General features: G+C 59.5%; 11 protein-coding genes and 1 riboswitch. Of the genes, 5 read left to right on the forward strand and 6 right to left on the reverse strand.

Translation table 11 applies throughout. The features are described 5' to 3' along the window. Positions 1-25 precede the first annotated feature (25 nt). Positions 26-1,252: a DUF484 family protein gene (locus tag Q1J43_RS13705; protein ID WP_301103064.1), complete on the forward strand. Its 1,227-nt coding sequence runs from the start codon at positions 26-28 to the stop codon at positions 1,250-1,252. Here the strand turns inward: Q1J43_RS13705 and thiC are convergent. Further along, positions 1,218-3,134 (reverse strand): phosphomethylpyrimidine synthase ThiC, encoded by a 1,917-nt coding sequence (gene thiC / locus Q1J43_RS13710; protein ID WP_301103065.1) that lies wholly within the window; start codon positions 3,132-3,134, stop codon positions 1,218-1,220. The genes Q1J43_RS13705 and thiC overlap by 35 nt on opposite strands. 64 nt (positions 3,135-3,198) lie before the next feature. After that, positions 3,199-3,297: riboswitch (TPP riboswitch) on the reverse strand. A gap of 129 nt (positions 3,298-3,426) precedes the next feature. Between thiC and Q1J43_RS13715 the strand changes: the two genes are divergently transcribed. Continuing rightward, entirely contained in the window at positions 3,427-4,713 is a 1,287-nt protein-coding gene (locus tag Q1J43_RS13715) for a carbonic anhydrase family protein (protein WP_301103066.1), read from the forward strand. Here the strand turns inward: Q1J43_RS13715 and Q1J43_RS13720 are convergent. Both Q1J43_RS13720 and Q1J43_RS13725 read right to left on the reverse strand, forming a co-directional pair. Beyond that, on the reverse strand, positions 4,697-5,599 hold the full coding sequence (locus Q1J43_RS13720; protein ID WP_301103067.1) for a DUF4392 domain-containing protein: 903 nt from the start codon (positions 5,597-5,599) through the stop codon (positions 4,697-4,699). The genes Q1J43_RS13715 and Q1J43_RS13720 overlap by 17 nt on opposite strands. Next, positions 5,596-6,378 carry a putative hydro-lyase gene (locus Q1J43_RS13725; protein ID WP_301103068.1) on the reverse strand — a complete coding sequence of 261 codons (783 nt, stop codon included), beginning with the start codon at positions 6,376-6,378 and terminating at the stop codon, positions 5,596-5,598. Before Q1J43_RS13725 ends, Q1J43_RS13720 begins: the two co-directional genes overlap by 4 nt. Before the next feature lie 279 nt (positions 6,379-6,657). On the opposite strand from Q1J43_RS13725, the gene Q1J43_RS13730 reads away from it, so the two are divergent. Both Q1J43_RS13730 and Q1J43_RS13735 read left to right on the forward strand, forming a co-directional pair. After that, on the forward strand, positions 6,658-7,626 hold the full coding sequence (locus Q1J43_RS13730; RefSeq protein WP_301103069.1) for a TAXI family TRAP transporter solute-binding subunit: 969 nt from the start codon (positions 6,658-6,660) through the stop codon (positions 7,624-7,626). A 97-nt stretch (positions 7,627-7,723) separates the two neighbouring features. Then, the gene (locus Q1J43_RS13735) at positions 7,724-10,315 is read left to right on the forward strand and encodes a TRAP transporter permease (RefSeq protein WP_301103070.1); all 2,592 of its coding nucleotides are present in this window, start codon (positions 7,724-7,726) and stop codon (positions 10,313-10,315) included. A 53-nt stretch (positions 10,316-10,368) separates the two neighbouring features. On the opposite strand, the gene Q1J43_RS13740 is transcribed toward Q1J43_RS13735, so the two are convergent. Genes Q1J43_RS13740 through Q1J43_RS13750 form a run of 3 tightly spaced genes read right to left on the reverse strand, consistent with a single transcriptional unit; the run spans position 10,369 to position 12,506 of the window. Next, positions 10,369-11,343 carry a cation diffusion facilitator family transporter gene (locus Q1J43_RS13740; protein ID WP_301103071.1) on the reverse strand — a complete coding sequence of 325 codons (975 nt, stop codon included), beginning with the start codon at positions 11,341-11,343 and terminating at the stop codon, positions 10,369-10,371. Beyond that, a complete protein-coding gene (locus Q1J43_RS13745) occupies positions 11,336-12,139 on the reverse strand; it encodes an aldehyde dehydrogenase family protein (protein WP_301103072.1) in 804 nt (267 codons plus the stop codon). Before Q1J43_RS13745 ends, Q1J43_RS13740 begins: the two co-directional genes overlap by 8 nt. Beyond that, the gene (locus tag Q1J43_RS13750; RefSeq protein WP_301103073.1) at positions 12,132-12,506 is read right to left on the reverse strand and encodes a helix-turn-helix domain-containing protein; all 375 of its coding nucleotides are present in this window, start codon (positions 12,504-12,506) and stop codon (positions 12,132-12,134) included. The genes Q1J43_RS13745 and Q1J43_RS13750 overlap by 8 nt, the downstream gene beginning before the upstream one ends. Positions 12,507-12,527: 21 nt before the next feature. On the opposite strand from Q1J43_RS13750, the gene tnpA reads away from it, so the two are divergent. Then, positions 12,528-12,944: an IS200/IS605 family transposase gene (gene tnpA / locus Q1J43_RS13755; RefSeq protein WP_301103074.1), complete on the forward strand. Its 417-nt coding sequence runs from the start codon at positions 12,528-12,530 to the stop codon at positions 12,942-12,944. The last annotated feature ends 73 nt before the right edge of the window (positions 12,945-13,017 follow it).

Here is a 13,017-nt window from a genome sequence, read left to right on the forward strand (position 1 = left end):
TGACTATTGGTGGTAGCATGCCGGCATGATCACGAACAATCTTCTTGAGGCAGAGAATGTTTCCCTTCGACAGCAGTTGGGAACCCTGCTGCACGAGGCGCGGCAAAACGAAGACAAGATGCGCCGTTTTGATCAACTCGAACGCCTGCTGATTGGCGCTGGCTCCCTGCTCGAACTGGTCCGTCTGCTGCTTGCCGAGTACAAGCTCGCGTTCGGGCTTGAGTTTGTCACCCTCGCGCTGGTGGATCGTGACGGCGAAGCCACCCGCATTCTGGAAAGCGGGCTGGACAGCGGGTTAAACAGCAATCGCGCCTGCACCGGACTCACTCTACTGTCGTCGCCAGCGCCGCTGGAAACGTTGTACAAGGCGTTACGCCGACCGTTTCTGGGCGCCTTCAGCGAACACCACCGGCCCCATTTCAATGCCCCACCGGGGGCCATTGCCTCGGTTGCCCTGTTGCCCCTGACGCGCCAGGGTGAGCTGATCGGCAGCCTACACTTTGGCAGCGCCGACCCGGAGCGTTACCGGACCGGTTGTGCAACGGACTTCCTCGAACGACTCGCTGAAATCATCGCCATTTGCCTGGAGAGCGCCCTCACCCAGGAACGTTTGAAGCTGGCGGGGCTGACCGACGGTTTGACCGGCGTGCAAAACCGCCGTTATTTCGAGCACCGCTACCCGGTGGAAATCAGCCAGGCTCGCCGCTATAAGCATTCACTGGCCTGCATGTTCCTCGATATCGACAAGTTCAAGCGGATCAATGACAGCCATGGTCATCAAACGGGTGATGAAGTGCTGCGCAGAGTAGCCAGAATCATCCAGTCCCAACTAAGGGCAGGCGATACGATAGCCCGCTACGGGGGTGAGGAATTCGTCGTTCTCCTGCCACAGTCCGGGCTGCATCATGCTCGTCAGGTCGCTGAACGGATTCGTAGCAGCATCGAAGAAATACGTTTGCAGGCGCATTCCGGGCAAGCCATCAAGGTCACCATCTCGATCGGCCTATCGATGCTGCCTGACACAGAACAGGCCGGACAGCATCCGCAACTCGCCGAGCGCCTAATCGCCGCTGCCGACCAGGCGCTCTATCAGGCCAAGAACGGCGGACGCAACCGAGTGGTCTGTGCCGGAAATCTGCCGCCGGGCCTGGCCAGAAACTCGCGTTGGGCGAGGATTTTGCGTCCGCTGCGGACGTGCGTTAGTCGCCTGAAGCGCGTCAAATTCTACGGTAGACCTCGGCGCCAGCCTTGACGAACTCGACGGCTTTGACCTCCATCCCCCTGACCAGCGCTTCGCTTTCGCTGACGCCTTGCTTGGCAGCGAACTCGCGGACATCCTGGGTGATCTTCATCGAGCAGAAATGCGGGCCGCACATCGAGCAGAAGTGGGCTACCTTGGCTGATTCCTTGGGCAGTGTTTCGTCGTGGAATTCACGCGCTTTGTCCGGGTCGAGGCCGAGGTTGAACTGATCATCCCAACGGAATTCGAATCTGGCCTTGGATAAGGCATTGTCACGGATCTGTGCACCAGGGTGGCCCTTGGCGAGGTCGGCGGCGTGCGCGGCGAGCTTGTAGGTGATGATGCCTTCCTTGACGTCGTCCTTGTCGGGCAGGCCAAGGTGCTCTTTGGGCGTCACGTAGCAGAGCATGGCAGTGCCGAACCAGCCAATCATCGCAGCGCCGATGCCACTGGTGATGTGGTCGTAGCCGGGGGCAATATCGGTGGTCAACGGGCCGAGAGTATAGAACGGCGCTTCACTGCACTGTTCGAGTTGCAGGTCCATGTTCTCCTTGATCATGTGCATCGGCACGTGGCCGGGACCTTCGATCATTACCTGCACGTCATGCTTCCAGGCGACCTGCGTCAGTTCGCCGAGCGTCTTCAGTTCGCCAAGCTGCGCTTCGTCGTTGGCGTCGTAGATCGAACCGGGACGCAGGCCGTCACCAAGACTGAAGGCGACATCGTAAGCCTTCATGATTTCGCAGATATCCTCGAAGTGCGTGTACAGGAAACTCTCTTTATGGTGCGCCAGGCACCATTTGGCCATGATCGAGCCGCCGCGTGAAACGATTCCGGTCAGGCGCTTGGCAGTCAGCGGCACATAACGCAGCAGGACACCGGCATGAATGGTGAAGTAGTCGACGCCCTGCTCGGCCTGTTCGATCAGCGTATCGCGGAAGATCTCCCAGGTCAGCTCTTCGGCGCGGCCAGAGACCTTTTCCAGCGCCTGATAGATCGGCACCGTGCCGATCGGCACCGGGCTGTTGCGGATGATCCACTCGCGCGTTTCGTGGATGTTCTTGCCGGTCGACAGATCCATCACCGTGTCGCCGCCCCAGCGGATCGACCAAGTCATTTTCTCGACTTCTTCCTGGATGCTCGAACTGAGCGCCGAGTTGCCGATGTTGGCATTAATCTTGGTCAGGAAATTGCGGCCGATGATCATCGGTTCGGATTCAGGGTGGTTGATATTGTTCGGGATGATGGCACGGCCGCGGGCGACTTCGGAGCGCACGAATTCCGGCGTGATTTCGTCGGGGATGCTGGCGCCAAAGCTGTGGCCGGGGTGCTGGCGGCAAAGGATTTCGGCGAAGCGATTGCCTTCCGGGCCGGAGGCTTTCAATTGTTCGACGTAGGCACGGCGGTTGTTGTTTTCACGAATGGCGACGTACTCCATTTCCGGCGTGATGATGCCGCGTCGTGCATAGTGCATTTGCGAGACGTTAGCGCCCGGCTTGGCACGCAGGGGCTTGCGTTGCAGGCCGGGGAAACGCAGCGCATCAAGTTTTTTGTCGGCCGCGCGAACACGGCCGAAGTCGGAACTCAAGTCGGTCAGAGCCCCGACATCACCGCGTTCGGTGATCCACTGCGCACGCAGCGCCGGCAGTCCGTTGCGGATATCGATCGTGGCCCGTGGATCGGAGTAGGGGCCGGAGCAGTCGTAGACGTAGATCGGCGGGTTCTTTTCGCCACCAAAAGCGGTGTCGGTGTCGGACTGTGAAATTTCACGCATAGGAACCCTTAGGTCGGGACGGCTGCCGGTGACGTAGATCTTGCGCGAATTCGGCAGCGGCAAAATGGCTGCGGCGTCCACGTGGGCGTCGGAGGCGATGAATTTTTCGTTGGCGTTCATGATGTTTCCTGGCTAAAGGGCACGACAAGCACGGGATGTCGGAGAGGGGCGGCAAAGAAGTGAAATGACCGGCTTTCCGCTTCCCTACGACGGCATTACCCGTACAGGTTCAAAGGGACTATCTCAGCAGCGCCATTATGGCGCGGCACCCCTAACGTGATTTTGCAAGTTACTGGAATTGCTAACTTTAAGCAAGACTCACCTGGCCCGTAGGGTCAGCACTCTGAAGTTTGTTCCGGGGATTACGGAAAATTCGGCTAAAGTATTCATCAGGTTTTCCGTGATCCAGAAGATGAGAGCAAAAACGAATAGCGGGAGTCCCGTCCTGTGCATCAAGCTTTGCGCTGCCCTGATTGCAACAGTGCTTCCGGCAATGGCCTGCGCGGCTTGGCAGGTGGTCGCCAGCGAACAGGGCAAGCGCGTTGAAATCGACCGGGCCAGCATCGTCAGCAATCCGAATGGTGAGGCGACAGCGACGGGGCGTATTGTTCTCGACAAGCCGATTGTCGACCCGAAAACGTCATCGGCCTACCGCATTATCGAGGTCATGAGTCGTTACGATTGCACCGAGCGTACACACTCGACGCTCAAACGCAGTTACTTCAAGGAAGAAGGCGAGTTGGTGCGGCAGGAGGAAGTAAAGATTCCCTATGACATGCCGGTGCGCTCGGGAACGCCCGACGATAAATTGTTGCGCGAGGTCTGCCGGCCGAAATCCGGAAGTCCGGCCGTCGCTCTGGCCAGCAGGACTGCCGAAAAAGTTAACGAGGCTGCCGGCGCGTTGCGCAAGGAGAACGAATCGCTCGTCGAAAAGGAAGTCCAGAAAGAGTTGAGGAAGATAACGTCGAATGCCTCGTCAGCCTTACATGGGATCCGGAAAGACGCTTCGGCCACGGACCTCTCCAACATCCCGTGGTCTTACGACGGCACTGGCGGAGCGGATAACTGGAGCCGGCTGAAAGCAGAATACGCGACCTGCGGCAGCGGTCGTCGACAGTCCCCGATCGACCTGCGTGATGGCATCGCGCTTGATCTTGAGCCGATTCAGTTCGCCTATCGGCCGGCGTCGTTCCGGGTAGTCGATAGCGGCCGCAACTTGCAGATGACCGTCTATGGCGGCAGCCTCGGTCTGCTCGGCAAGAACTACGAGTTGATCCGCATTCAGTTCCATCGACCGTCCGAGATTACGATCGACGGCCGAGCCTTCGCCATGGACGCGCAACTGGTGCACAAATCTGACGATGGGAAACTGGCCATCGCCGTCGTCCTGCTGGATACTGGAACGGAGAATCCGGTGATCCAGATGGCATTGAACAACCTGCCGCTGGAAAAAGGCGGTGAAGTGGCGCCACCGGCGCAGACCCTCGACCTTAGCCGCCTATTGCCTGGAGATCAGCGCTACTTTACCTTCATGGGGTCGCTGACAACACCGCCGTGCACTGAGGATGTACTGTGGCTGGTACTCAAACAACCACAGCAACTCTCACCCGAGCAACTGGCGATTTTCGAGCGCCTGTACAAGCCCAATGCACGGCCAGTACAGCCAGGGTGGGGACGCATCATCAAGGAGTCGCGATAGTTTCCAGGGCGCTCAGGGTTTCCTGATAGATGTCTGCGATAGTTCTCGCATAATCTGCCCAGCACAGCCCGTCCACCGACAGTTCATTTTTTTTCGTGCAGCCATCCACCGCACCTGCGGCGAGCAGGGCTTGCAGCACGGCGTACTCGTGCTCTGGCGCACGCAGCAGGAGGCGGCCGGCGAGCAGGGATAGCGTGGCGACCAGAGCAAAAGCGCCCCAGTTGGAAATTCCCGCAGGGATCAGGTAGTCCGCCGGCGTCGAGCAAAAAATGAGTTCGCCGTGGACGACTCGCCCCTTCAGCGACTCGCGCAGACTGCCGAAACCCAGCTCGTTGCCGCCGTCGCCGATGGCGATACTCCGGTACGCGGATGGCGATGCCAGCAGGCGATCTGCGGCGGGGACGAGGTCGTCGAGAATTTCGCCACGCATCGAGTAACAATGCCCGTCCGCAGCACGCCCTGGGCGTTCTATGGCGACCACCTGGCTTGGCGCGAAGGTGGCGAGGAGCTCCTCAATCTGGCGCTCGGCCACATCCTGAGGCAGACTCAGGGTAAGCGTCGGGAAGGGGGTGCCGAAGACCGTCGCGCCGGCACTGAGCAGACAGGCGCTGTACTTGTCGGTAACCAGCACCACCTCCTTGCCAAGTTGACGCAGAGCATCAGCGATGGCCAGGGCACCCGGCGGCCCGTCGGTTTCCCCGATCATCTCGGCGCGGATGCAAAAACCGGTAACCACGATCACGCGCTCGCCGCGCAGGAGTTCGGCGGCTGCGGGGAGAAGATGGCGGGTGTCGGCGAAAGACGCCAGTCCCCGGCTGCCCGGGTCGCGTCGCGCCAGTGCTTCAATGCGAGCGATGGCTTGCGTCATCAGGCTAGATTCATTCACGATTCAGCCAGGTCCTTGTCCCTGATGTCGGTGATGAACATATAACCCGGGGCATGAGTGATGACCAGTTCCGGCTTGGCCCGTTTGAGCGCCATCTGGGGCGTCACACCACAGGCCCAGAAGACCGGAATCTCGCCCTGGCGAATTTCCGGCGGGTCGCCGAAATCGACGCTTTGCAAATCTCTGATGCCAAGAGCGGCGGGATCACCGATATGCACTGGCGCGCCGTGCGCTTTGCGATATTTGGCGGTGATCGCGCGGGCCTTGCCGACCAGGGTCTCCGGGATGGGGCGCATGCTGACGACCATCGGCCCGGAGAATATTCCGGCCGGACAGCATTCGCGATTGGTGACGTACATCGGGACGTTGCGATCAAGTTCGATGTGCCGCACCGGGATGCCGTTATCCAGAAGATCCTGTTCGAAGGTGAAACTACAGCCGAGGAGAAAGGTGACCATGTTGTCGGTGAAATGATCGCGAATATGCTCGGTCTCCTGCTCCAGCACACCATTGCGATAGATGCGATAGCGGGGAATCTGCGTGCGGATGTCGGCGTCGGGTCCAGCCAGCGGCGGCGCGGTGATTCCGCTCTCGCAGACGTCAATCACCGGGCAGGGTCTGTCGTTGCGGGTGCAGAACAGTAGGAAATCAAAGGCGTATTTTTTGGGCAGGATCACGACATTGGCCTGGGTAAACCCTGAGGCCAGGCCGGAAGTCGGTTTGCGCCATTCGCCCCGCGCAATCGCGGCGCGAATTTCCTGTACTGTGCTAACGCCCATGGCAACTCCTTTTTGCACGGATCGATGATAGCCACCCCCGAAAGCGAGCGCTCATCCTAGCACGACTTGAAACAAGCCGACCTTGGCGTTGGCCTGGTCAAACGGCGCTTCCTCAGGGCATTTTTTGCAACGTACTTTACGAGTCAGTCGTTTAGCGCTACCCTACCCCCGGCTACAACAGGCCCAATTCATGTAGAGGTCGAGGGGACGCAAAGTAAGCGAAAGAGGCGCTTGCCTCACCAGCTTTCATTTATCGGCACACTAAAGGAGAGATCAACAATGAAGAAACTAACAATTATCGCCGCCGCTCTGGCGCTTGGTGTAACACTGGCCAGCCCGGTCGCCGTGGCACAACAGAAATTTGTCACCATTGGTACCGGCGGTGTGACCGGCGTCTATTACGTCGCTGGTGGCGCCATCTGTCGTTTGATGAACAAGGAAAGAGCCAAGCACGGTATCCGCTGCTCAGTCGAGAGCACCGCTGCATCGGTCTATAACATCAATACCATCAAGGCCGGCGAACTTGACTTCGGTGTCGCCCAGTCCGACGTTGAATACAATGCCGTCAAGGGCCTGGCTCAGTTCAAGGACGGTGGAGCGCACAGCGATCTGCGCGCAGTGTTCTCGGTATTCCCCGAGGCGCTGATGGTGCTGTCGCGCAAGGAAGCCAACATCAAAAAGTTCGAAGACTTCAAGGGCAAGCGCTTCAATGTCGGCAATCCAGGTTCCGGTACGCGCGCCACGGTCGACATGCTGATGGCCAGTATGGGCATGAAGACCAGTGACTTCTCGTTGACCTCCGAACTGAAGCCCGACGAGCACGGCCCGGCGCTGTGTGACAACAAGATCGACGGCTTTGGCTTTGTCGTCGCCAGCCCAGCGGCCAACATCCAGGATCCGACCACCACCTGCGGCGCCAAGCTGGTGCCGGTTACCGGTCCGGCAGTCGACAAACTGGTCAAGGAGTATCCGTACTTCGCCTACGCGACGATCCCCGGCGGCATGTATCCAGGTAACCCGGAGGCGACCAAGACCTTTGGCGTCGTGGCCAGCTTCGTCACCTCGTCCAAGGTTCCGGATAATGTCGTCTATGCCATGGTCTCGGCGGTCTTCGACAACTTCGAGGAGTTCAAGAAACTGCATCCGGCGCTGGCCAATCTCGAGCCGAAGGACATGATCAAGAACGGCATGTCGGCACCGCTACATCCGGGCGCCGTCAAGTACTACAAGGAAAAAGGCTGGATGTAAGAATGGCCTAGGCGACGCGATGCGCGCCTGCTGATTCGGGACGGCTCCTCAACGGAGCCGTCTTGCGTTTTATGTTATTTAAAATAGGGGGCAGTCAGTGAACGAAAATGAAGTTAAGACGTCGGAATTGACCGACGACGAAATCCGGCAAATGGTTGCCGAATCGGATACCGGGGGGCGCCGACCGAGTGGCCTGGCAGCCAAGATCGTAATGTACGCGGCGATGGCATGGTCGCTGTTCCAGCTCTGGATTGCCTCGCCGCTGCCGTTCGCGTTTGGCATATTTGTTCTCAACGATACCCAGTCACGCTCAATCCACTTGGCCTTTGCGATGTTTCTGGGCTACATGCTTTTCCCACCACTCAAGAGTTCGCCACGCACCCGCATCCCGGTGCAAGACTGGGTGCTGGCGCTGCTCGGCGCCTTTTGTGGGGCTTATCTATACCTTTTTTACGCCGAACTTGCCGCGCGGCCCGGTCAGCCGACCGCCTTCGATCTGGTGGTTGCATTGGCCGGCGTCACTCTCCTGCTGGAAGTAACGCGCCGCGTCATTGGCCTGCCGATGACGTTGATGGCTCTGCTCTTCATCGGCTACATCTTTCTCGGCCCTTACATGCCAGAGATGATTGCGCACAAGGGGGCATCGTTCGGCAAGGGCATGACGCATCTGTGGTTGTCCACCGAAGGCGTTTTCGGCGTTGCGCTGGGCGTCTCGTCGGGCTTCGTCTTTCTCTTCGTGCTCTTCGGTGCGCTGCTCGATACGGGCGGCGCCGGCAACTACTTCATTAAGTCAGCGCTCTCGCTGCTCGGCCACATGCGCGGCGGCCCGGCCAAGGCAGCGGTCGTCTCCTCGGGCTTGACCGGCCTTATTTCGGGCAGCTCGATCGCTAACGTGGTGACCGTCGGCACCTTCACCATCCCGCTTATGAAACGCGTCGGCTACAAGCCCCACGTGGCCGCTGCCGTTGAAACCGCCGCCTCGGTCGACGGCCAGATCATGCCGCCGGTGATGGGCGCTGCGGCCTTCCTGATGGTCGAGTACGTCGGCATTCCCTACACCCAGATCATCAAGCACGCCGCCCTGCCGGCGCTGATGTCCTACATCGCGCTGTTCTACATCGTGCACCTGGAGGCCTGCAAGGCCGACATTCGCGGCATCCCGCGCGATAACATGCCGCCGTTGATGAATCGCCTGATCGGTTTCGTACTCTCGGTGAGCGGCGTCATTCTCTTGGCCAATGTCGTTTATTTTGGCCTGGGCTGGATCAAGGGCGTTGCCGGTGACGCGTCCACGCTTGTCATCGCCTTGCTCATGCTCGGCGCTTACATCGGCCTGGTCAAGTACGAGTCAAATTATCCCGAGCTGCACATGGAGGATCCGAATTCACCGATTCTCAAGCTGCCCGAGCCGGGGCCGACGATCAAGAGCGGCCTGCATTTCCTGTTGCCGGTCGCCGCCCTGATTTGGAATCTGATGATCGAGGAGCTTTCGCCAGCGCTGTCGGCCTTCTGGGCAACGATGTTCCTGATCTTCATCCTGGTTACGCAACGTCCGCTTGGCGCTTGGTTCCGCGGTCAGCGCGAGATCAAGGCTGACTGGGCGCAGGGCTTCCAGGATCTGAAAACGGGCCTGATTGCTGGTGCGCGAAATATGGTCGGCGTCGCCATCGCCACCTCGACCGCTGGCATCATCGTCGGTACCGTAACGCTGACCGGCATCGGTCTGGTGCTGGCTGAAGTGGTCGAGCTGATCTCGGCCGGCAACCTGCTGCTGATGCTGTGCATGGTCGCCGTCGCTTCGCTGATCCTCGGCATGGGCGTGCCGACGACGGCCAACTACATCATCGTGTCGACGCTGATGGCGCCGGTAGTCGTCGAACTTGGCGCGCAGAGCGGACTGGTCGTCCCGCTGATCGCCATCCACATGTTCGTCTTCTATTTCGGCATCATGGCCGACGTGACGCCGCCGGTCGGACTGGCGGCCTACGCGGCGGCGGGCATCGCCAAATGCGATCCGATGCTGACCGGCTTTACCGCCTTCTGGTACAGCATCCGCACCAGCGTCCTGCCCTTCATGTTCATCTACAACACGCAACTGCTGCTGATCGGCATCGACAGCATTTCGCAATTCATTCTGGTCGTCGTTTCGGCCATTGCCGCCAGCCTGATTTTCGTTGCCGCGTCGCAGAACTGGTTCATCACCCGCAGCAAGTGGTACGAAAGCGCCCTGCTGCTGCTGATCGCGTTCAGCCTGTTCCGACCGAACTTCTGGATGGACATGATTGTTCCGCCTTACAACAAGGTGGCGCCAACGCAGATCATGCAGATTGCCGAGAAAGCACCGGCCAACGAGGATCTGCGCGTCTGGATCGAAGGTGAAGATCTGAACGGCAAGTTGGTCAACAAAGGCATGCTGCTGCCGCTCGGCGAAGCGGGCACGGCGGCCCAGCGCTTCGAGAGGTTCGGTCTGCGCTTGCAAACCAATGGCGATCAACTGGAAGTTGCTGCGGTCAAGTTCCGTAGCAAGGCTGACAAGGCCGGCTTCAAGCAGGGTCAGACAGTGACGGCGATTGAAATGGAATCCACTCAGCCGGCGCCTGAGTGGCTGTTCATCCCGACCTTGGGAATGCTGGCGCTGGTTATCTTCGTACAACGCCGGAGGGCGGCGGCTACGGCGGTAGCTGCGTAGTTTTTCGGGGTCGTATGCGCTACCTGAAAACGCTGCCTTCGGGCAGCGTTTTTTTATGCATCTTTGCTGCTGGCGGCGGCAGCGCGCGATAACCAGCGAACCGGGTGCATGGCAGACTCTGGCTGCAAGGTGACATGGGCAATTCCCTGATGCAGCAACACGTGCCGGGCAGCCGCCAGAACGTCGGGCCACTGGGAAAAGTCATCGACCACCAGATGCGCTGACAGCGCGATGCGATTTGACGACAAGGTCCAGATGTGCAGATCATGGACCGAGTTGACGCCGGGAACGGTCGCCAGCGCCTGCCCGACCTGCTCCAGGGAAAGGTGCGCCGGAACACCTTCGAGTAATGCGTGCAAGACCTCACGCAAGAGCCGCAGGCTGGAGCCGAGGACCAGCAAGCAAATGAGCAGAGAGAGCAGCGGATCGATCGGCGTCCAGCCGGTGAAAACAATCACCGCACCAGCGACCAGCGCCGCCACCGAGCCGAGCAGATCACCGAGCACATGCAGCAGGGCGCCACGTGTATTCATCGTTTGCTCACCATGCATGAGCAAGCAGGCAACACCGATGTTAATGAGCAGACCGGCCAGCGCAACCAGCGTTACGGCCTGACCATTGATTGCCGTCGGCTCAAGAAAACGCTGGATTGCGGCCACCGAGATGCTGACCACCACCACCACCATGAACAGGACATTAAGCAGAGCGGCCAGTGTTTCGACGCGACCCAGGCCGTAGGAGTGACGTTTTGAGGGAGGACGCCTGCTCAGCCAGACGGCAAAAGCGGCCAGGCCGAGCGAGGCACTGTCAGTCACCATATGCCCGGCGTCGCCGAGTAGCGCCAGCGACCCGGACCAGAAACCGGTTACCGCTTCAAGCACTGCAAAGCCGAGTGTCAACAGCAGGGCCCAGACCAGGCGCGGCCCGGGATCGGCGTGATGATGGTCGTGATGGCTGTGGTCGCTCATGGTCTTGGAAGGATAAGCCGACGCAGCGGAGAAGGGATCATAGGGCGCCAGGTCACGCAATGAGCAGGCTAACGCCTGCGGCAGCGCGCAAAGCGTCTACCGCCACATCGCCGCCCTGCAGAATATTGAAAACCCCGCCGGGGAACCCACAACGGCCGGTCAACTCGGCCAGCGCGAAAATCGCCGATGGTGTTTCCGGAGACGGCCGGATAACAACCGTCGAACCCGCCATCAGTGCTGGGACGGCAAGCCGCAAGGAAGAGAGCAGGGGGGCTTGTGCGTTGCCGACAATAGCTAACACTGCCGAAACATCGCCGGTTGGCGCAGAACGCAGGAGCGCCACAGCGTCGGCAACTTCGGCAGCGGCCAGCGCGCCGTCCTTACCGGATTCCTCGACGATCAGTTGGGCGAGATGCCCGGCATAAGCGGATACTGCCTCACCCACCTTAGCCAGCAGTGCAGCACGCGCTACGCTGGGTTGTGCCGCCCAGGCTGGCAGCGCGTCTGTTGCCGCAACGACCGCCTGTTTCACTTCACCCGCGCCACACAGCGGTGTGCGGCGCAATACCTCGCCACTGGCCGGATTGCGGACATCGAGAAAGGCCGGAGCTAGCGTGAGATAAGCGTGGCCATTGATCCACAGGGGGATCGCCAGCGGGTCGTCGCTCTGCATTAGTACATTCCTTTGCTGTGGTTTGCCTTGCTTACGGGCGCGAAGCAAAATATTTTTCCCTGACTTCTGGTATCCGACACACGCACGCAGCAGCTCCAGAGGAGAGCTAACGAACAGGGCAGCACGCATGATGTTGACATCCTCTCCGGCCTGAAGGCTGGGGATTCCTACGGCGTTAAACAAGCAAACCCCTGCTCAGTCGCATCGCGCCGACCAGATCGGCGTTGTTCTCGTAGCTGCAACCCACATCGATGCCGATGATCGAGGCTGAAGGATGGACCGGCTCTGCAATCTCGCGCTCAGTCTGAATCGACACGAACCACTTGCCGCCGTTGCAAGATACGGTGATGTTCTGCGCTGTGCCGAGAATGTCCCGGCTATTGCGGTAGCGAATCCAGCCCAGCTTCTTCTCGCCCTGCTCGTATCTGGCTTTCTGCATCGCCAGCGCCTTGTTGAATACGAACCGGCACGAGCCAACGAAGCGGCGCGTATTGCGCTGCTGGTCGCCGTTGGGCTGTAGTTCGTATTTGTAGGCTTGCAAGCAGTTCACGGCTAAATTATAGTTTGGTCTATGCAAACAAACAATGACATTCGACACGGGCGGCACTGTGTTTTTAACATGCACATCCACCTGGTTTTTGTGGCGAAATATCGCCGCAAGGTCTTCGATAGCGATGCAATTTACCGGCTCAAAGAATTGTTCGCTAAAACATGCACTGGCTTCGAGGCCGACCTGGTGGAAATGGACGGCGAACGTGACCATGTGCATTTGCTGGTGAACTATCCACCCAAGGTTGCCGTATCGGCACTAGTGAACAGTCTCAAAGGGGCTTCCAGTCGGGTACTGCGCAAGGAACGACCGGATATTGCCCAGCGCTACTATCTCAAGGGCGGATTGTGGTCGCCCAGCTACTTCGCCGCCTCCTGTGGCGGTGCCCCAATTAGCATCATTCGGCAGTACATCGAGCAACAGGCAACTCCCGATTGACAGCCAGGGCAAGGACACCTATGGCGTCCGCGCTATCCATCCCCGACCAAACTCGGCGGCTTCGCCTAAAGGG

Source organism: Propionivibrio sp. (assembly GCF_029255185.1).
Taxonomy (GTDB): domain Bacteria; phylum Pseudomonadota; class Gammaproteobacteria; order Burkholderiales; family Rhodocyclaceae; genus Propionivibrio.

Bases quoted from the DNA above. Each gene is read 5' to 3' on its own strand.
- Q1J43_RS13705 (WP_301103064.1), top strand. From the start codon at position 26: ATGATCACGAACAATCTTCTTGAGGCAGAGAATGTTTCCCTTCGACAG.
- thiC (WP_301103065.1), bottom strand. From the start codon at position 3,134: ATGAACGCCAACGAAAAATTCATCGCCTCCGACGCCCACGTGGACGCC.
- Q1J43_RS13715 (WP_301103066.1), top strand. From the start codon at position 3,427: ATGAGAGCAAAAACGAATAGCGGGAGTCCCGTCCTGTGCATCAAGCTT.
- Q1J43_RS13725 (WP_301103068.1), bottom strand. From the start codon at position 6,378: ATGGGCGTTAGCACAGTACAGGAAATTCGCGCCGCGATTGCGCGGGGC.
- Q1J43_RS13730 (WP_301103069.1), top strand. From the start codon at position 6,658: ATGAAGAAACTAACAATTATCGCCGCCGCTCTGGCGCTTGGTGTAACA.
- tnpA (WP_301103074.1), top strand. From the start codon at position 12,528: ATGCAAACAAACAATGACATTCGACACGGGCGGCACTGTGTTTTTAAC.